The organism is Methylomagnum ishizawai (genome assembly GCF_900155475.1).
Taxonomy (GTDB): domain Bacteria; phylum Pseudomonadota; class Gammaproteobacteria; order Methylococcales; family Methylococcaceae; genus Methylomagnum; species Methylomagnum ishizawai_A.
Window position 1 is genome coordinate 2,680,448 of the sequence record NZ_FXAM01000001.1, and the last position, 19,947, is coordinate 2,700,394.

9 protein-coding genes are annotated in these 19,947 nt (G+C 63.6%); 6 read left to right on the top strand and 3 right to left on the bottom strand.

The genetic code is table 11. From position 1 onward, the window contains the following. Positions 1-273: 273 nt before the first annotated feature. Positions 274-2,763, bottom strand: a complete 2,490-nt coding sequence (locus tag B9N93_RS11895; RefSeq protein WP_085213893.1) for a glycosyltransferase — start codon at positions 2,761-2,763, stop codon at positions 274-276. Positions 2,764-2,915: 152 nt separating this feature from the next. After that, positions 2,916-4,790 (bottom strand): RNA polymerase sigma factor RpoD, encoded by a 1,875-nt coding sequence (rpoD, locus tag B9N93_RS11900; RefSeq protein ID WP_254899385.1) that lies wholly within the window; start codon positions 4,788-4,790, stop codon positions 2,916-2,918. Between the two features lie 157 nt (positions 4,791-4,947). Between rpoD and B9N93_RS11905 the strand changes: the two genes are divergently transcribed. Then, a complete protein-coding gene (locus B9N93_RS11905) occupies positions 4,948-5,304 on the top strand; it encodes a hypothetical protein (protein WP_176225243.1) in 357 nt (118 codons plus the stop codon). 195 nt (positions 5,305-5,499) lie between these two features. Here the strand turns inward: B9N93_RS11905 and B9N93_RS11910 are convergent, their stop codons facing one another. Further along, complete coding sequence (locus tag B9N93_RS11910) at positions 5,500-7,800, bottom strand: DUF1631 domain-containing protein (RefSeq protein ID WP_176225244.1); 2,301 nt, start codon at positions 7,798-7,800, stop codon at positions 5,500-5,502. A 502-nt stretch (positions 7,801-8,302) separates the two neighbouring features. Between B9N93_RS11910 and B9N93_RS11915 the strand changes: the two genes are divergently transcribed. The 5 genes from B9N93_RS11915 to B9N93_RS11935 all read left to right on the top strand — a co-directional run bounded on the left by B9N93_RS11915 (position 8,303) and on the right by B9N93_RS11935 (position 19,937). Then, positions 8,303-10,996 carry a methyl-accepting chemotaxis protein gene (locus tag B9N93_RS11915; RefSeq protein ID WP_085213901.1) on the top strand — a complete coding sequence of 898 codons (2,694 nt, stop codon included), beginning with the start codon at positions 8,303-8,305 and terminating at the stop codon, positions 10,994-10,996. Positions 10,997-11,318: 322 nt separating this feature from the next. Next, positions 11,319-13,364 (top strand): HAMP domain-containing methyl-accepting chemotaxis protein, encoded by a 2,046-nt coding sequence (locus B9N93_RS11920; protein ID WP_085213903.1) that lies wholly within the window; start codon positions 11,319-11,321, stop codon positions 13,362-13,364. A gap of 608 nt (positions 13,365-13,972) precedes the next feature. Further along, on the top strand, positions 13,973-17,224 hold the full coding sequence (locus B9N93_RS11925; protein WP_085213905.1) for a methyl-accepting chemotaxis protein: 3,252 nt from the start codon (positions 13,973-13,975) through the stop codon (positions 17,222-17,224). 217 nt (positions 17,225-17,441) lie between these two features. Continuing rightward, positions 17,442-17,972, top strand: a complete 531-nt coding sequence (locus B9N93_RS11930) for a chemotaxis protein CheW (protein WP_085213907.1) — start codon at positions 17,442-17,444, stop codon at positions 17,970-17,972. 225 nt (positions 17,973-18,197) lie between these two features. Further along, complete coding sequence (locus tag B9N93_RS11935; protein WP_085213909.1) at positions 18,198-19,937, top strand: ABC transporter ATP-binding protein/permease; 1,740 nt, start codon at positions 18,198-18,200, stop codon at positions 19,935-19,937. Positions 19,938-19,947 lie beyond the last annotated feature (10 nt).

Sequence of the window (19,947 nt, forward strand, 5' to 3'; positions counted from 1 at the left end):
CCCATGGGCCGAAGCGAACACCGCGCCGGGTCTGCCCCGCCATCGGGGAATGGCGGAGCGGGCGGCCTTCGTCACGGCCCAGGAGACGGTCTCGTTATTTCGTAACCGTTAGCGATGCGATATACCGCATCGGAATAATGCCTTTGGTGCGTCACAGCAATATGGCGACGCCGTTGCCAAGGCCAAGCAATCCCATACAAAAACGGGGAGCGACCACGGCACGGCTCCCCCTGCCGGTACAGCCTAAGGGCGGAGGCCACAGGATTCAAGCCTTTAGAGGATTTGCCGGTACCACGCCATGACGGCCTCGATCCTGGCATCCCAACCATGCCTGGACTCCACCCTGACCCGCCCGGCCTTGCCGCGCAAACGCCAGACCTCGGGCGCGTTCATGATATCGATCAAGGCCCAGGTCAGGCGTTCGACCACCGAACGCTGGCCGGTGGCCGGAATCAGCAAACCCACCTCGGCATCGACGATATCCGCCGCTATCCCACAATCCAGGGCGATGACGGGCCGCGCCGCCGCCATGGCCCAAAGCAGGGCCGATCCCTGGGTTTCCCGCACCGCCGGCAGGCAGAACACATGGGCGCGGGCCAGTTCCGCCGCGACACCGTCCTCGTCCAAAGCCCCCTTGAAACGCACGCAGGCCGAGATTTCCAAGGCTTCGGCCTCCGCCCGCAACGCCTCCGCCTGATCGCCCTCGCCGACCACGACCAGTTCCACCGGACTGCGGGCGCCGACCCTGGCGATGGCCGCGAGCAACATCGGGATGCCCTGGTCCGGTACCAAAGGACCGACGAACAACACCCGCAACGCCTGGGTGGCCGAAGGCGGTTCCGGCCAGGGTCCGGCGCGGAACCGGTCTTGATCGACGCCGTCCTCCAGCAAAAGGCGGCAGCGTTCCCGGCAGGCGGCGGGGAGTCCCGCCAGGGTGGACGGGTTGGCCGCGAGGATCAGGCTGGCATGGCGGGTGGTCCCGAGTGCCCAGTCGAACCAGCCGCCCAGGGGGGCCGCGCTACGGACCGGACGCGGGTCTTGCAGGGCGATTTCGGGGAAGGCCTCCGGCACCGGCACAGCGCCGTTCCAAGGGCCGAGCGCCACGGGCAGGCCCAGCCGGTGCAGGCGGGTGCAGGACAAGGGCGCGGCAGGGGTGAATTGGTGCGCCAAGTCCCACACCGCCCCGGCCATGCGGCGGCGGCGCAGGACGCCGAGCGCGGCACTGTCGTAGAGTTGCCATTCCAAGGGCGACAGCGCATCGCCGCCTTCATGCTTGAACAGCCCCTCCACCAAGCGGCGGACCCAGTCCGGCACCCAATCGGTGTCGATATAGATCACCGAGGAATCCGGCAAGGGGGCGCCGGCTGCTTCCAAGGCCGGGCGGTTGCGGCGGTGGGTGACCAAGGTCACGGGGCATTGTGCCGAAATACGCCGGTACCACTCCCAGCCGATGCGCGCGCCCGGATCGGTGCCGGGGGCGCAATGATAGGCCGAGAGCAGGATGCGCGGCTTGGGCATGGCCAGGGGTCCGGGTTCGACCGGCGCGGCGGACTCCACACTGGACACCGCGCGGTCCAACACCATCGGTGCCGCCGCCATGACCGGCATCGCCACCGGGGCTTCGGCCCGCGCCGGGGCTGCCTCGCCCGCCAGCCCCAGCCGGATCAACAAAGGCTCGACATCGTTGAGGAAACGGTTCTGGCCGAAATAGCCGCGCAGCAAATCGCAGGCGCGTTTGGCGATGGCTTCCCGCTCGGCCTCGTGGGCGAGGTAATAAGCCACCTTCTCCTCGAAATCGGCCAAATCCCAGGCCAGCGGCACATAGGTTTCATAGGGCAGGAACACCTCGGGATAGCATTCGAGGTGGGACAGGTCAGGCTTGAGCAGCAAGCAGCCCGCCGCCATGGCCTCGAAGTCGCGGGGGGTGATCTCGCCCTGGCCGAACGGGCTGAAACAAATCCGGGTGCGCAGCAACTCGGCCCGGTATGAGGCCGGGGGCAGCTTGCCATCGGCCCGCACCCGGTAGCGCCCCGCCAGTTCGCCGACCTTGTCCAAAGCCTCCTGGCGCATCGCGGCGTACCAAGCCGACCCCTCGGTATTGAAACGGGCCTGCACATCGATATCCCGGTCGCCGTTGGGGAACCCGCCCTGGAAGCGCGGCTGCAATTCCGGCGAGAAGGCGTAATGCGGCCCGAGCCACAGCTTGGACCAGAAATCGTCCGGGACCGGCCAGCGGTTCATGGGCTCGGCGGCGCGGAGGCGGCGGGCGTAATGGTCGCCGTGGTAGGCATCGCCCAGCAGGGTTTCCCGGTACAGGCGCTTTTCCTTCAAGACCTGTTTCTTGACATAGGCCGCGACCAGCGGGTTCAAGGCTCCGGCATAGGGCAGGCTGGTGGACGGCGAGGCGTCGAAATAGCCCAGCCGGGCGGTGGGGAAGATAGTGCGGATACGTTCGGCCAAGGCGGCCACCTCACCGGGCGGCAGGCCGGCGCGGGCCTGGAAACACACCGCCTCCACCGGCCCGGCATAGGGATTCTTGCCCGCCTGGAACCGCGACAGCGGCAGTTCGCGGATATCGATGCCGTAACGCGCCGCCAAGTCGGCGCGGTGCCGCCAGAACGGGAACAGTTGCGCCCGGCCCAAGGGGGTGTCTTCGCTGATGAACAACCAGCGTTTGCGGCGGGAACCCAGGAAAGGCGGGAGGAAGCCCAGCGTATCGACGGAAACGCGGTGGGCCTGCCAGGACAGCGTGGCGATGCTCATGGGGTAAGCTCTGCTCGTTCTAGTTATGGAGGATAAAGCCGGGCCGGGGGCCGGGTGGGCGCGATTATCCCCGCATGGGCCGGGGAAAAAAATCCCCGCTGCCCACAAAAAACCCGGCCTAAGCCGGGTTTCGCGGTAGGGGACGGGAGGGCTCAATCGATGTCGAGGAAGGCCTTGAGATGCTCCGAGCGGGTCGGATGGCGCAGCTTGCGGATGGCCTTGGCCTCGATCTGGCGGATGCGCTCGCGGGTCACGTCAAACTGCTTGCCGACCTCCTCCAAGGTATGGTCGGTCTTCATGTCGATGCCGAAGCGCATCCTCAGCACCTTGGATTCGCGCTCGGTCAGGCAGGCCAGCACTTGCTTGGTGGCTTCCTGCAAACCGGCCACGGTGGCGGATTCGACCGGCGACATCACCTGCGAATCCTCGATGAAATCACCGAGGTGGGTGTCGCCCTCGTCGCCCACCGGGGTCGCCATGGAAATCGGCTCCTTGGCGATCTTCAGCACCTTGCGGACCTTGTCCTCCGGCATTTCCATGCGGTTGGCGATTTCCTCCGGGGTGGCGTTGCGCCCGGTCTGTTGCAGGATCAGGCGCGAGGTGCTGTTGATCTTGTTGATGGTCTCGATCATATGCACCGGCACCCGGATGGTGCGGGCCTGGTCGGCGATGGCGCGGGTCACGGCCTGGCGGATCCACCAAGTGGCGTAGGTCGAGAATTTGTAGCCGCGGCGGTATTCGAACTTATCGACCGCCCGCATCAGGCCGATATTGCCCTCCTGGATCAGGTCCAGGAATTGCATCCCGCGGTTGATGTATTTCTTGGCGATGGAGATCACCAAGCGCAGGTTGGCCTCGATCATTTCCTGTTTGGCGAGCCTAGCCTGGCGCTCGGCGGCGGCCACCCGGCGATGGATTTCCTTGATGGTCGAGGCTCCGAGGCCGTTCTCCTTCTCCACCTGGCCGATGATGGCCTGGGCCTGCTTGATCTCCTCCACGCGCCGGGCCAGGACCCCGGCGTAGGGTTTGCCGGAGGCGATCACGTCGTCGATCCAGCCCGGATCGGATTCCCGCCCCACGAAGCCGGACACGAACACTTCCTTGGGCATCTTGGCATGGCCCACAGTCCAATCCATGAGGGTCCGTTCCTGCTCGCGGATGCGCTCGATGGCCAAGCTCAGGGTCTCGGTCAGTTCCTTCATGAACTGCGGGGTCTTCTTGAATTCCAGGAAGCCCTCGGCCAGTTTGTCGAAGGCGGCCTGGGTGCGTTCGTCGCCGTGGCCGTATTTCTTGCGGGCGCTCAGCGCGGTGGCGTATTGCTTCTTGAAGGCGGCGAGCTTTTCCTTGACCAGTTCGATATCCGGGCCGGTGTCGGCCTCTTCCAGCAGTTCGGCCGCAGCATCGTCGTCGGCGGCGACGGCGACCTCGTCGGGCGGCGGCACCGGATCGTCGTCGCGGCTGGGATCGACCAATTCGATGATCAAATCGGTCAACACCCCTTCGCCCGCCTCCAGCCGGTCGAACGCGCCGATGAAGCGGTCCATGGCCGGGGAAAAGCGGACCAATTCGCGGGCGGCCTGGTTGATACCCTCCTCGATGCGCTTGGCGATGGCCAGTTCCCCGGCCCGGCTCAGCAGTTCCACCGCGCCCATCTCGCGCATATACATCCGCACGGGGTCGGTGCTGGGAATCTTGCCCGCATCGGACAACACCATCGCCGCCACCTCGGCGGCCTCCTCGACCTCCTCTTCGGCATCCTGGTCCACGCCCACCACGGTGTCGGTGATGGTGTCGATATCCGGTGCCTCGTCATGGACCTCGATGCCCATGTCGTTGATCATGCTGATGATGTCTTCCATCTGTTCGGGATCGGAGACATTCCCAGGCAGGTGGTCGTTGACTTCTGCGTAGGTGAGAAATCCTTGAGCCTTGCCTTTGGCAATAAGTTCTTTCAGCTGGGATTGCTGCTGTTCAAGCGTCATGAGTGCCTCGCGTGCGCGTCGCCATTGAAAAGCGGAACGTTCCAAAATAACATAAAAAGGCTATTGGTTTCAAGGCATTATATCCAAATATGAAAAAATCCGGGGATGCGGCGGCCATGCCGCGTAGCGGCACCGCAACATGCGGCCAAGCCAGCCCGCCATCGCCCATAAAAAAACTCCGCCCTGGGAATATCTTCCGACCATGAACATCCTATCCAAACTCGCGGCCTCCCTGGTTTCTGCCTCGGCCCTGACGGGCTGCACGTCCTTCGCCATCCAGCAACAGGGCAAACCCTGGCCGGGGCATTATGCGGATTGCCCCAGCGTCTACACCCTCAGCCGGATGGAATGGGCGTCGCTGGCCTGGGCGGTGTCGGGCGCGCCGAAACCCGGCGATGCCTGCCTGAAGCACTATTACACCAAGGCCGACCCGGGCGGGTTCTACCGCGACATCAACCAATACATGGCCCCGTTCTACGTGCTGAGCCTGCCCGCCGACGCCATGGTGGATACGATGGCCCTGCCCTTCACCCTGCCGACGGCGCTGGCCGAAGATTAGACCCCCGCGCCTCCCGGCGGATTCCCCCCGCGGAACCGCGCCGCCCGGTACACGGGCCGGACCGTAGAAATGGCGGCGATCGCGCAAAATTCAAGGATAGCCGGTTCCGGGAGCCGCGCCCCCCCGCAAAACAAAACTCCCCAGGCCGGAGGGGCACCCGGCCTGGGGAGTGGATGGGAGGGGACGGGCCCGCGCCTAGACCGCGGCGTTCAATAGGGCTTCCTTGGGCGGGGATTCCCGCAGGCGGCTCAGCAAGCCGTGCAAGGCCCGGTCCATCAAGGGCACCGTGCCGCCCTCGATGAGCTGGATGCCGCCTTCGCCCAGGCGCTTCGCCAATTCCACCAGGGGGATTTCCGCCACTTTGCAACCCTTGCGGTTGACGAACACATAGGTCGAGGTGAGTTGGCTTTTCCAGGACAGCTTGGCCCGCGTCCGCGACCCGCCATCGCGGAATTCGACCCATTCGCCGACGCCGAGACCGCGGGCCTTGTCCATGGCAGCGGGGTCGATGCCCGCAGCGATATCCTCCACCTGGAAGCCTTCCAGCCCGGTGAAGTCGGACAGCGAGAACGCCTCCACATCGGGCAGGTTGGCGCGGATATCGACGATGGCCCGCGCCAGCTCGGGATCGCGTATTTCGACCTTGCCGGGCCGCTCCACCGCCTGCGCCGGGGCGGGATCGACCGCCGACTCCGCGCCGTCCAGCGGCCTGGACAAGCGGGCGATATGGCAGGCCCGCAAATCCTTGAGGATGGTGACCACGGCCTGCGGGTCCAGGGAGAGGACTTCCAGCCCGACCTTGATGGCTTTCAGCAGCGGGGGGATGGCGTTCACCAGTTCCGCGCGGTGGGCAGCGTCCACCGGCACCGTCACGCTCCATACCAGCCTGTCCATCACCGCCAGGGAGTTCTCCCAATCGGCGGGCGTCCTATCGCGGCGCAGATAACCCAGCACCAGCACGTCCTTCCAGATATTGAACAGGAAGGAACGCACCACCGCCGGGGCGGGCTTGCCATGCAGGCGCGAAGCGATTTCATAGGCCACCTTGTGCTTGGCGATCCGCATCTGCTCCTTGCTCTGGGTGGCCTGCCGGGCGCGCTCCTCGGCGACGCCGCTGCGTTGGTTCTCCTTCTGCATGAAGGCGGTGAACTCGTCCAACAGTTCCGAGAACAGGTTCACATCCTGGTCGAACTGGTCCAGCACCCGGTGGACCGTGGCCTCGATACGCTTGAACACCGGGTTCCCGGCGATGCCCTCGCCCGGATCGAGACCGATGCCGGCCTGGGCCAGCGCGTTCAGCAGCAGGCGCACCGGGTGGTTCTTGCGGCCCAACAGCGATTTTTCCAGGATCGCCACCTTGATGACCGGGATTTGCAGGCGCGAGATCAGCGCCTTGACCGAATCGGGCAGGTTGTCGTCGGCCAGGATGAATTCGAACAGCAAGGACACCATGTCGATCAGGTCTTCCTCGCGGCGGGCGATGGGGCGGGTGTCGTCGGCCCGCGCCACCCGCAGTTGCTGGTGCAGGTAGCCCTTCACGGCGTCGGCCCGCGCCACCCCCGGCTGTTGCAGCCGGTTCAACACGCTCAACACTTCGCCCGTGGCGAAGGTCGGCCCGGTGTAATCGGCGGGATGGAAGCTGGGCAGCCCCATCCGCGCCCGCCAATCGCCCATCAGGCTTTCCAGGGCGGCGAAGGCTTCCAGGTACGACGGTTGGCCCTCGTCCGATCCGTCCAAATAGGCCGTGGCGGCCTCGCCGGGACGGGCGGCCAGTCCGCCCGCCGGCAGGGGAACCCAGCGCGGCGTCGCGGCCAGCTTGGGCAAGACGCCTTGCTGGATCAGGCAAGCGTTCGCCTCGCGGTAGAACCCGCCCAAAGCGGCCACCACGACCTGGTCGTAGAGCTTGTAGATCAACAGCCTGACCGGCAGTTCCAGGGCCAAGGGCTGTAAGGCCAGGCCCAGGGCGTGGCACAGGACTTCGGGCGCGAGCGGATTCTCTTCCGGCGCGATCTCGTCCCGGCCCGCCATATGGGCCAGGCGGGCATCGAGGGCTTGCAGTTCACGCGGGAACAACCCCCTGCCCTTGTCCACCATGCCCTTGATGGCCAATTCCTCTTCCAGCGCCGCCTCGTCCACCAAGGACAGCTCGGCCTCGGGCAAGGCACCAAACGCCGCACCCTCCGCTTTGGCCGGGCGCTTGGCGACCTGCTTCCAGAATTCATCGAAAGCCCGGACCACCCATAGCCCGTATTGCGCCCGGACCGGATTGGCCTCAAGGCGCAGATAGCGCATGGCTTCGAAGTATTGGGTTTGCTCGGCGTTGGTTTTGGCCATGCCGGACAATTTGAAGAGTTGGTCGTCCACCACCGCGAGGTGGTCTTTGATCTGTTGGTCCAGATGCCTTTGGAGCAGGACCTTCAACTCCGCCGCCGCGTGATGGATAGGCCGCTCCCGTACCGCATCGAAGTCCACGATTTTGAGGTTTTCTGTTCCCATGATCGCCCCCGGGATTGGCATGCCGTTATGTGTGGGATTGTTGACGCTGCTCTATACAGTAGCGGCCATGGCCTGGGGCGACAGTGAAGCGAGTCACAGAACTGGGAGGACTACCGTAAAAACCCCAGCCCCCGGCTTTGGATTTGCAAATCGCGGTAACTCGACTATTCCTAGGACAAACTGTGAGGTTTTTTCCACGCCTGCCCTTAAGTCCGGCAAAAACCGCCCAGATTTTAGCCAGGTATGGCGACACGGTATGAATCGCTTAAACCAATATTGCACCTTACCACTTATATGACAGTTGAGATACATCACATCATCGATGCCCTGCCAGGAAACCCTATAACCCTTATCCGCGCAACCAACGCCACAGGCCACTCCAAGCCGGGCCGCGGCCCTACCCGCCCGGGATGGAATTGAACCCGGAGCAGCGGGACCGGCCCGATTCCGGTCCCCGCAACCGCCAACCCCCAGGCCCAAAACACGATCCAGGAAAATACCCATGACACTCAAACAACGATTCTATTGGCTTATCGGAGGCATCACGCTGGGATACATCGTCCTGGCCGGACTCAACCTTTATCAAATCAACCGGGTGTTCGACGCCACCAATTATGTCAACATCAATAGCACGCCCAGCCTGGTGCTGATCTACCGGGCCATGACCGATGCCCGCGACACCCAGAAAGCGGCCAAAGAGTATATCGCCGGCACCGCCCCGGCCGGCCAGTTGGAGCAGGTATTGGGGAAATACCGCGCGGACACGGCGCAAGCCTGGCGGGAATACCTCCCCTTGGTCTCCAACGCCGAGGACCAGCGACTGCTGGACGCCGATCAGGCAACGGCGCGGGAATTCTATGGCGCGGTCGAAACCCTGGTGAGCCTCTCCGCCACCGGCCAAAAGGCCGAGGCCTTGGCCCAGTTCAACGCCCTGCAAACCCGCATCGATCCCCTGAACCAAGCCCTGGACGAGCATTTCCAATTCAATATCGGCCTGGGCAACCAGTTCGCCATGACGGGGGAATCCACCAAGAACGGCGCCATCTACTGGAACGCGGGTAGCGTGGCCGTGATCCTGCTCGCGATTTGCGGACTGGCCTGGCTGATCCTCGACCGGCTCCGCCGCACCCTGGGCGGGGAACCCGCGCTGGCCACCGCCATCGCCAACCAGATCGCCGACGGCGACCTGTCCACCGTCATCGAACTCCAGTCCGGCGACACCACCAGCCTGCTCGCCGCCATGCGCCGGATGTCGCAAGCCCTGCAAACCCTCATCGCCGAGATGAACCACATGTCGCACCAGCACGACCTGGGCGATATCGACGTCGCCATCGACGCCGCCAAGTTCAAGGGCGCCTACCGGACCATGGCCGAGGGCGTCAACGCCATGGTGTCCGGCCACATCGCCGTCAAGAAAAAAGCCATGGCCTGCTTCCAGGCCTTCGGCGAGGGCGACATGGACGCCCAGATCGAGCAATTCCCCGGCAAGAAGCGCTTCATCAACGACACCGTCGAGCAAGTCCGGGTCAATATCAAAACCCTCATCGCCGAGATGAACCACATGTCGCACCAGCACGACCTGGGCGATATCGACGTCGCCATCGACGCCGCCAAGTTCAAGGGCGCCTACCGGACCATGGCCGAGGGCGTCAACACCATGGTGTCCGGCCACATCGCCGTCAAGAAAAAAGCCATGGCCTGCTTCCAGGCCTTCGGCGAGGGCGACATGGACGCCCAGATCGAGCAGTTCCCCGGCAAGAAGCGCTTCATCAACGACACCGTCGAGCAGGTCCGGGTCAATATCAAAACCCTCATCGCCGAGATGAACCACATGTCGCACCAGCACGACCTGGGCGATATCGACGTCGCCATCGACGCCGCCAAGTTCAAGGGCGCCTACCGGGACATGGCCGAGGGCGTCAACGCTATGGTGTTCGGCCACATCGCCGTCAAGAAAAAGGCCATGGCCTGCTTCCAGGCTTTCGGCGAGGGCGACATGGACGCCCAGATCGAGCAATTCCCCGGCAAGAAGCGCTTCATCAACGACACCGTCGAGCAGGTCCGCGCCAACATCAAAGCCCTGGTCGAAGACGCCGACCTGCTGGCCCAGGCCGCCCTGGTCGGCGAACTCGCCGTCCGGGCCGACACCGCGCGCCACCGCGGCGATTACCGCAGGATCGTGGAAGGCATGAACCGGACCCTCGCCGCCGTCGCCGACCCCATGGACGAAATCCGCCAAGCCATGGCCCGCGTGGCCCAGGGCGACCTCGACGCCGAGATCGAAGGCGATTACCGGGGCAGCTTCAGGGAACTGGGCCGGGCCATCAACGACACCTTGCGCCAACTCGCCAAGACCCTGGGCGAGGTCAACCATGTGGCCGAGGCCCTGTCTTCGGCTTCCGAGCAGGTCAGCGCCACCTCGCAGAACCTGTCGCAGGCCGCTTCCCAACAGGCGGCCGGCGTGGAGGAAATCTCCAGTTCCATGGAACAGATGTCCGCCTCCATCGACCAGAACCGGGACAACGCCAAAACCACCGACGGCATCGCCGACAAAGCCGCCCAGGCCGCCACCGAAGGTGGCGAGGCGGTGATTCTCACCGTCCAGGCCATGAAGCAGATCGCCGACAAGATCGGCATCGTCGACGACATTGCCTACCAGACCAACCTGCTCGCCCTCAACGCCGCCATCGAGGCCGCGCGGGCCGGCGACCACGGCAAGGGTTTCGCCGTGGTGGCGGCGGAGGTCAGGCGACTGGCCGAGCGCTCCCAGATCGCGGCGCGGGAAATCGGCGAACTGGCCAAATCCAGCGTCGATATGGCCGAACGGGCCGGCACGCTGCTGGACCAAATCGTACCCGCCATCCAGCAAACCGCCGGTTTGGTCCAGGAAATCGCGGCGGCTTCCGAGGAACAATCCAGCGGGGGACGCCAAATATCCGAGGCCATGAGCGAACTCAGCAAGACCACCCAGCAGAACGCGGCCGCCTCCGAGCAGCTATCCGCCACCGCCGAGGAAATGAGCGGCCAAGCCCTCGATCTCCAACATTCCCTGGGCTTCTTCAAGCTCTCCGGCCCAACCGGACGGCGCAGGACGGCGGCGCGCACCGGCAAACCCGGAGCCAAACGCCCGCCCTCCCAGGGAACAGCCGCGGGTTCGGACATCGACATCAACGAGCAAGGTTTCTCCCGCTTTTGAGCGGTTTGGGGCAAAACCGGCGGTCCCTGGCTTTCCAAACCCAGGGACGCCGGTCGGTCTGGGCTCTTTCAAATCCCTCAATAATAGCGGCCATACCGATCCAAACCAGCCTTTTCATACTTGAATTTCCCACCTCAAAAATCAAAACAAACCAGATTCGCCGTGGCTACCCGCGCTTGCAAAATACCAAATATGCGCTATTCATACGATGTCATTGCATTTTATTTGGCGCACCCCAACTGGCAATAGCCCAGGATTGAAACCGCCAGATAGCGCCTGTGTTTCCCCCAGACGACCACTACTTCATGCGAGGGTATCCGCCATGACCGTCACCCAAAAAATGCTGCTGTTGGTGATCAGCGCCCTGCTGGGCTTATTGTCCCTCGCGGCCTTCAACCAATACCAAACCAACCGGGTTTACAGTGCGACCAACATCGCCAATGTCAATAGCCTGCCCAGCCTGGTTTCCCTGGACACGGCCTATACTTACTTGACCCAGGTCAGGATTTCGCTGTACCAGCATATCCTCAGCAGCGACAAGGCCAAGATGCAGGGCATCGAGCGGACCATCGCCGACGCGCGGGCGAAAATAGATACGGAACTGAAAAACTACGAAACCCACTTCATCGCCGACAAGGGCGACGAGGAATTATTGGACGCCGACCGCGCCGCGCTCAGGGAATACGATGTCCTGCGGGAAAAGGTGATGACACTGTCGAACACCGGCCAGAACGAGGAGGCCCGCAACTTCCTGGTCGCCAACCAAACCATCCTCGCCAACATCACCGCCGCCTTCGAGGAACACCGCAAATACAATGTCGATGTCGGCATCAGGAGCGCCCAGGAAGCGGCGGCGATCAAAGACAACGCCACCCTGCTCTCCTGGCTCATCACTGCCGTATCCCTGTGCTTGGTGGGCGGCATCGGTTTCGTGATCGCCCGTGGTCTGTTGCGGCAATTGGGCGGTGAACCCGATCTGGCCGCGCACATCGCCAACCGCATCGCCATCGGCGATTTGTCCATGGCCATCGCAACCCGCTCCGGCGACACCTCTAGCCTGTTCGCCTCGATGAAGGGCATGTCCGCCTCCATCCAGGCATTGATCGACGACACCCTGATGCTGGCCCAGGCCGCCCGCGACTTGAAACTGGACACCCGCGCCGATGCCACCCGCCACCAGGGCGACTACCGCCGTATCATCCAAGGCGTCAACGACGCCCTCGACGCCCTCGTCAACCCGGTCAAAGCCCTGATCGCCGACGCCCACAAGCTGTCCGACGCGGTCGCCCAAGGCCAATTGACCGTCCGCGCCGACATCGACCCCCACCGGGGCGAGTTCCGCCAGGTCGTCCAGGGCATGAACCACATCATGGCCGCCATCAACGAACCCATGGAAGAAGTCCGCCAGACCATGGCCCGCGTGGCCCAGGGCGACATGACCGCCACCGTGGCGGGGCGCTATCAAGGCATGTTCCTTGAACTCAAAGAGGCCATCAACGGCACCCTGGGCACGCTTTCCACCACCCTCGCCGATGTACGCGGTGTCGCCGACGCCCTCTCGTCCGCCTCCGAGCAGGTCAGTTCCACCTCGCAATCCCTGTCCCAGGCCGCCTCCGAACAAGCCGCCAACGTGGAGGAAACCTCCGCTTCCATGGAACAGATGGCCGCCTCCATCGACCAGAACAAGGACAACGCCAAAAGCACCGACTGCATCGCCGAGAAGGCCGCCCGCGAAGCCGCCGAAGGCGGCGAGGCCGTCTCCCGCACCGTCCAGGCCATGAAGCAGATCGCCGGCAAAATCGGCATCGTCGACGATATCGCCTACCAGACCAACCTGCTCGCCCTCAACGCCGCCATCGAGGCCGCCCGCGCCGGCGACCACGGCAAGGGCTTCGCCGTCGTCGCCGCCGAGGTCAGGAAGCTGGCCGAACGCTCTCAGGTCGCCGCCCAGGAAATCGGCGAACTGGCCGAGTCCAGCGTCGCCATGGCCGAGCGGGCCGGCACGCTCCTGAAGGAAATCGTGCCCTCGATCCAGAAAACCGCCGGGCTGGTCCAGGAAATCACCGCCGGCTCCGAGGAACAAGCCTCGGGCGCGAAGCAAATCGCCGAGGCCATGAACCAGCTCAACAAAACCACCCAACAAAACAGCTCCTCCGCCGAGGAACTCTCGGCCACCGCCGAGGAAATGAGCGGCCAAGCCCTCGAACTCCAACGCACCCTGGGCTTCTTCAAGCTTTCCACCGAATCCCCGTCGCGCAAACCGGCGCCGGGCCGAACCGCCAAGACCGGAACCAAACGCCTATCGCCCAAGGAAATGGCCGCGGGGTTGGACCTCGACAGCGGCGAACATGGTTTCGCCCAATTCTGATGCGGCGGGAAACTCCCAAGGCATCAAGCTCCCGGTGCCGACAGCGTCCCAAGCGTAGCGGAATGCGAACCTTGTTGGCGCGGGATTGGCCAACCCCTGGACCAAGCTCGATACCCGTCCCGACCTTTCTGGGCGGAGGGGACATGGAAGTCGACGGCCCAGGATATAACCAAGATGTTCCACGCAATTGCCCCGCACCAATACCCAGGCAATATAACAGCGATTATTGCCGCCAGTAGCACTTGAAAAATACCGAATATGGGCTATCTATAAATAGCCATTACATGGGGTTCAATCCGTGATCGCCACCCCAGCGGATTCCCCTATTAACAAGCCAAACCATAAGAATTTCGCGCAAAGATACCCGTCATGAACGCCACGACCGTCATTCAAACAATACCGCCATTGGTGATAACCCACCGCCAGGTTTCAGCCAATACCCAGCCAGCCGGGTTGGCACCGCCAGCACCGACATCCTCCCCGGCTTGGGGCGACACCCGGCCATAAAGCAACCCACGCTTGCTCCATAACGGAAATCCAAACCCGGCACGGCGGGCGGCGGACCGAACCGTCCCCGTCCACATGCCTATCCAAACAAGGAAACAGCCATGACTATCACTCACAAAATGCTTTTGCTCATCGCCTCCACGCTGATCGGCCTGGCCGGCCTCATCGGGTTCAACCAGGCACAAATGGAACATATCTATACCAAAACCAACTACACCAATATCAACAGCACGCCCAGCCTGATTTTGATCAACGCCATTGCTTCCGACTACTCCAACCTGCGCGCCCAGATATGGCAACACATCGCCGCGTCCGACAAGGACGTGATGGCCAACCTGGAGCGCAAAATGGCCGTGACCCGGGCCAAGATCGACGAGGGGTTCAAAAAATACGAGCCATTGATCTCGGATGAAACCGACCGGCAATTACTGGCCAACGATATCGCGGCCCTGTCCGACTACGACGCCCTGCGGGAAAAAATGCTGTCCACCTCACGGCTGGGCCATAGCGAAGAAGCACGGGACTTGCTGATGGCCGCCCAAACCACCGTCGTGCAAAAGGTCTACGAGGCGCTCACCAGCCACTTCCAATTCAATGTCGATCTAGGCAAGCGTTTTTCCGCCGAAGCGCTCGCCGCGAAACAATCCGCCAGCCTAGGGTCGCTGGTCCTCGGAGTCTTCATGGCCTTGGCCATCGGCGGCCTGGGCTGGTGGATCGCCCGCGACCTCATCGCGTCCCTGGTCCGGGTCCGCGGCATCGCGGCGGATATCGCCAAGGGCGACTTCAATACCGACATCGCGACCAAGCGGCACGATGAAGTCGGGCAACTGCTGGACGCCTTCCGCTCTATCCAGAACACCCTGCGCAGCATGGCGGGAGACGCCCTCATGCTGTCCAAGGCGGCGGTGGAGGGCAAATTCGCCACCCGCGCCGACGCCACCCAACACCAGGGCGACTACCGCAAGATCATCGAGGGCATCAACGCGACGCTCGACAGCGTGGTGGACAAACTGGAATGGTACCGCTCGATCATCGACGCCGTGCCCTTCCCCGTCCATGTCACCGACCTCGACATGAACTGGACCTTCCTCAACCGGGCTTTCGAGAAACTCATGGTCGAACAGGGCTATGTCCGCGACCGCCAGGACGCCATGGGCCGCCCCTGCTCCACCGCCAACGCCAATATCTGCAACACCAAGAACTGCGGCATCGCCCAGTTGCGGACCGGCGTCAAGGAAAGCTTCTTCGATTGGTGCGGCATGAACTGCAAGCAGGACACCGCCCCGGTCCTCAACGCCAAGGGCGAAACCGTGGGCTATGTCGAGACCGTCACCGACCTCACCTCCACCCTGCGCGTCAAAAGCTATACCGAGCATCAGGTCGGCATCATCGCCAAGAACCTCGAATGCCTCGGCAAGGGCGACCTCAACCTCGACTTCGGCCTGCGCCAACCCGATCAATACACCCAGGGGGTCCACGCCCAATTCGACACCATCAATAAGAGCCTCAGGAGCGCCAGCGATGCCCTGGCCGCCCTGGTCGCCGACGCCCTCATGCTGTCCAAGGCGGCGGTGGAAGGCAAACTCGCCACCCGCGCCGACGCCGCCCAGCATCAAGGCGACTACCGCAAGATCGTCGAGGGCGTCAACGGCACCCTCGACGCCGTCATCGGTCCCTTGAACGTCGCCGCCGATTATGTCGACCGCATCGCCAAGGGCGACATTCCGCCCAAAATCGTCGATAACTACAACGGCGACTTCAACACGCTCAAGCACAACCTCAACCTCGCCATCGACAACGTCAACGCCTTGGTCGCCGACGCCGGCTTGTTGGCCCAAGCCGCCCGCGAACTGAAGCTCGCCACCCGCGCCGACGCCACCCAGCACCAGGGCGATTACCGCAAGATCGTCGAGGGCGTCAACGACACCCTCGACGCCATCACCCATCCCATCAACGGGCTCATCGCCGAGATGACCCGCATGGCCAAGGCACACGAAGCCGGCGATATCGATGCCAGAATCGACCCCGAACAGTTCCAAAGCGTCTTCAGGATCGTCGCCGAGAACGTCAACAAGATGGTGTTCGACCATATCGATGTGAAAAAGCGTGCCATGGCGGTGTTCCGCGAGTTCGGCGAAGGCAAAATGGATACCCCGTTCGAGCAATTACCGGGCAAGAAGCGCTTCATCAACGACGCCATCGAACAGGTCCGCGCCAATATCAAAGCCCTGATCGAAGATGCCGACCTGTTGGCCCAGGCCACCCTGGCCGGCGAACTGGCCGTCCGGGCCGACACCGCGCGCCACCGGGGCGATTTCCGCCGGATCGTCGAGGGCATGAACCAAACCCTCGCCGCCGGTGCCGAACCCATGGACGAAGTCCGCCAAGTCATGGCCCACGTGGCCCAGGGCGATTTCAGCGTCACCATCGAAGGCGACTACCGGGGCGATTTCAAAGAACTGGGGCAGATCATCAACGACACCTTGCATAAGCTTTCCAAGACCCTGGGCGAGATCAACAGCGTGGCCGAAACCCTGTCCTCGGCTTCCGAGCAGGTCAGCGCCACCTCGCAATCCCTGTCCCAGGCCGCCTCCACACAGGCCGCCAGCGTCGAGGAAATCTCCAGTTCCATGGAGCAGATGGCCGCCTCCATCGACCAGAACAAGGACAACGCCAAGAGCACCGACGCCATTGCCGAGAAGGCCGCCCGCGAAGCCGCCGAGGGCGGCGAGGCCGTCTCCCGCACCGTCCAGGCCATGAAGCAGATCGCCGGCAAAATCGGCATCGTCGACGATATCGCCTACCAGACCAACCTGCTCGCCCTCAACGCCGCCATCGAGGCCGCCCGCGCCGGCGACCACGGCAAGGGCTTCGCCGTCGTCGCCGCCGAGGTCAGGAAGCTGGCCGAACGCTCCCAGGTCGCCGCCCAGGAAATCGGCGAACTGGCCGAGTCCAGCGTCGCCATGGCCGAGCGGGCCGGCACGCTCCTGAAGGAAATCGTGCCCTCGATCCAGAAGACCGCCGGGCTGGTCCAGGAAATCACCGCCGGCTCCGAGGAACAAGCCTCGGGTGCGAAGCAAATCGCCGAGGCCATGAACCAGTTCAATAAAACCACCCAGCAGAACGCCTCCGCCGCCGAGGAGCTTTCCGCCACCGCCGAGGAAATGAGCGACCAAGCCCTCGAACTCCAGCACACCCTGGGCTTCTTCAAGCTTTCCACCGAGACCGAAACCGCGACTGTGCATCACAAACAGCCGCCAACGCGGTACACCGGCAAATCCATCAAACCCCGCCCCCCCAGGAACACCTTCTCGGATAGCGAATTCGGCGAGCGCGGTTTCGCGCAATTCTGAACCCGGGCCTGGCCGACAAAATGAAGCACCGCACCTTGGACTTTTCCAAAACAGGGGACCGTGGCCATCCGCGACCCCCGCCCAAAACCACCCCGTACCCACGGATTTCCGTCCGGAACGGATCATCGACGTGCCAGGATTCGCGCAATCCTAGGAACCGGCCTAGACTCCCATCATCCACGACCGCGGATTCACCCTTTCACCGAGGAAACCCACCATGAGCCAGAACTTCCTGTCCCTCACCGAGGCGCAAGGCGCCGAAGAACAGCAATACTTGGTATTCACCCTGCGCGGCGAGTTGTTCGCCCTAGGGCTTTTGAACGTCCGCGAGATCATCGAATACAACCAACTCACCGAGGTGCCGCTGATGCCGGACACGGTACGCGGCGTCATCAACCTGCGGGGGGCGGTGGTGCCGGTGATCGACCTGTCGTCCAGCTTCTGGAAGCAACGTGCCACCCCTGGGAAGCGCACCTGCATCGTCATCGTGGAACTGGACGACAGCGCCAAACAGCGGGTGATGGGCATCCTGGTGGACTCGGTCAACAAGGTGGTGGAAATCCCCCGCGCCGATATCGAGCCGCCGCCCAGCTTCGGCACCAAGATCCGTACCGACTTCATCGCCGGGATGGGCAAGCTGGACGACCATTTCGTCATCATCCTCAACGCCGCGCGGGTGCTGAGCGTGGAGCAACTGGCCGCCCTGCAAGAGGATTTGCAGCAGGTGCCCGCCGAGGCGGTGGCTTAACGCCCGCCGTTCCTGCCAGCCCAATCCAGCCCGGACGCCGCGCTGCGGAATCCGGGCCATCCCGCCCGTCCTCCCCCGCCCTTCCCCGCTTTCCCGCCAACCCCGGCCTGTGCCGCCCGCCTTGACGCTGGCTTCCAGGAAAAGGACTATTTCCCGGCAAAGCCTTCCAAGACCCTGGCGACCGGACGGCACCGGACCGGCCCGCCACCTCACCGAGAACAACTAATGAACGAACCCAAAATACCTATCGACCGCAGGACTTGGTCGCATTTCGTGCAGGAACTCAAAGCGCTGGGCATCTCGCCCCAGGGTGGCAAGGCCAAATTCCTGGCCGCTGGGCTGTTGGGCCTGCTATTGGCGGTCAGCCTCTTGAACGTGGTGAACAGCTATGTCGGGCGCGATTTCATGACCGCCATCGAACACCACGACATGTCCGGCTTCATCGGCCAGGGGCTGCTATACGTCCTGGTGTTCGCGGGTTCGACCGGGGTCGCGGTGGTCTACCGCTATTCCGAGGAACGGCTGGGCCTGATCTGGCGCGAATGGCTGACCCAGCGCCTCATCGCCCGCTATATCGAAACCCCGGTCTACCACCGTCTCAACGACCAGCTCATCGAGAACGGCGAAATCGCCAATCCCGACCAGCGCATCGCCGAGGATATCCGCGCCTTCGCCGTCACCACCCTGTCCTTCACCCTGATGGTGCTGAACGGGGCCATCACGGTGCTGGCCTTCGCGGGCGTGCTGTGGTCGATCAGCCCCTTGTTGTTCACGGTCGCCGTCGCCTATGCCGGGATCGGCTCCTACCTGACCATCGCCCTGGGCCGCCCCCTGATCGGGCTGAACTTCAGCCAGTTCGACAAGGAGGCCAATTTCCGCTCCGACCTGATCCATGTCCGCAAACACGCCGAATCCATCGCCCTGCTCTCGCGCGAGGGCCGGATCAAGGCCCGTTTGCTGCACCGGCTCGATGAGCTGGTCGGGAATTTCCAGCGCATCATCCTGGTGAACCGCAACCTGGGTTTCTTCACCACCGGCTACAACTACCTGCTGCAAATCATCCCGGCCCTGGTCGTGGCCCCGATGTTCATCCACAACCAAGTGGAATTCGGCGTCATCACCCAATCGACCCTGGCTTTCGTGCAATTGCTGGGCGCGTTTTCCTTGATCGTGACCCAATTCCAATCGATCTCGTCCTTCACCGCCGTCATCGCCCGGCTGGGTTCGCTGCTCGACGCCATCGAGCAAAGCCGCTCCGCCCACGGGGCCATCGAAATCGCGGAAACCCCGGACACGATCCGCTACCAACACTTGACCCTCCATAGCCGCACCCAGGCCCAACCCTTGCTGCGCGGCCTGGACCTGGAAATCCCCCATGGCCAACGGCTGTTGGTGCTGGGGCCGAGCCACGACGCCAAGGTCGCCCTGTTGCGGGCCACGGCGGGCATCTGGGCCTGGGGCGAGGGCCGGGTCCAACGCCCCGGCAACGGACAGACGCTGTTCCTGCCCGAGCGGCCCTATATGCCGCCCGGCACCTTGCGGGAAGCGCTGCTGCGGACGGGCAAGGAGGCGACCGTCACCGACGCGCAAATCCTGGCGATCCTCGGGGAATTCAACCTGGAAAGCCTGCTGGAACGCACCGGCGGGCTGGACATCGAGCAGGATTGGGACGAGCTCTTGTCCCTGGGGGAACAGCAATTGCTGGCCGCGGCCCGTTTGATCCTGGCCGAACCCCGCTTCGTGTTCCTGGACCGCATCAGCACGGCGCTGTCGCCCGAGGATGTGGCGATGTTGCTGGGATTGCTCAATGGCCGGAATATCAGCTACATCACCCTGGGCCACAGCCGTTTCGGGCGGCGCGGCGCGGACGACAAGCTGGCGGATTACGACGCCGTGCTGGAACTGGCCGGGGATGGCGGCTGGCGCCTGAAGAAGATCGAAGCTGGAAGACTGGTGGAGGAATAGGCGGATGGGC

Coding starts and splice junctions, on each gene's coding strand:
- B9N93_RS11895 (WP_085213893.1), bottom strand. CDS start 2,763: ATGAGCATCGCCACGCTGTCCTGGCAGGCCCACCGCGTTTCCGTCGAT.
- B9N93_RS11905 (WP_176225243.1), top strand. CDS start 4,948: ATGAACATCCTATCCAAACTCGCGGCCTCCCTGGTTTCTGCCTCGGCC.
- B9N93_RS11910 (WP_176225244.1), bottom strand. CDS start 7,800: ATGGGAACAGAAAACCTCAAAATCGTGGACTTCGATGCGGTACGGGAG.
- B9N93_RS11915 (WP_085213901.1), top strand. CDS start 8,303: ATGACACTCAAACAACGATTCTATTGGCTTATCGGAGGCATCACGCTG.
- B9N93_RS11920 (WP_085213903.1), top strand. CDS start 11,319: ATGACCGTCACCCAAAAAATGCTGCTGTTGGTGATCAGCGCCCTGCTG.
- B9N93_RS11925 (WP_085213905.1), top strand. CDS start 13,973: ATGACTATCACTCACAAAATGCTTTTGCTCATCGCCTCCACGCTGATC.
- B9N93_RS11930 (WP_085213907.1), top strand. CDS start 17,442: ATGAGCCAGAACTTCCTGTCCCTCACCGAGGCGCAAGGCGCCGAAGAA.
- B9N93_RS11935 (WP_085213909.1), top strand. CDS start 18,198: ATGAACGAACCCAAAATACCTATCGACCGCAGGACTTGGTCGCATTTC.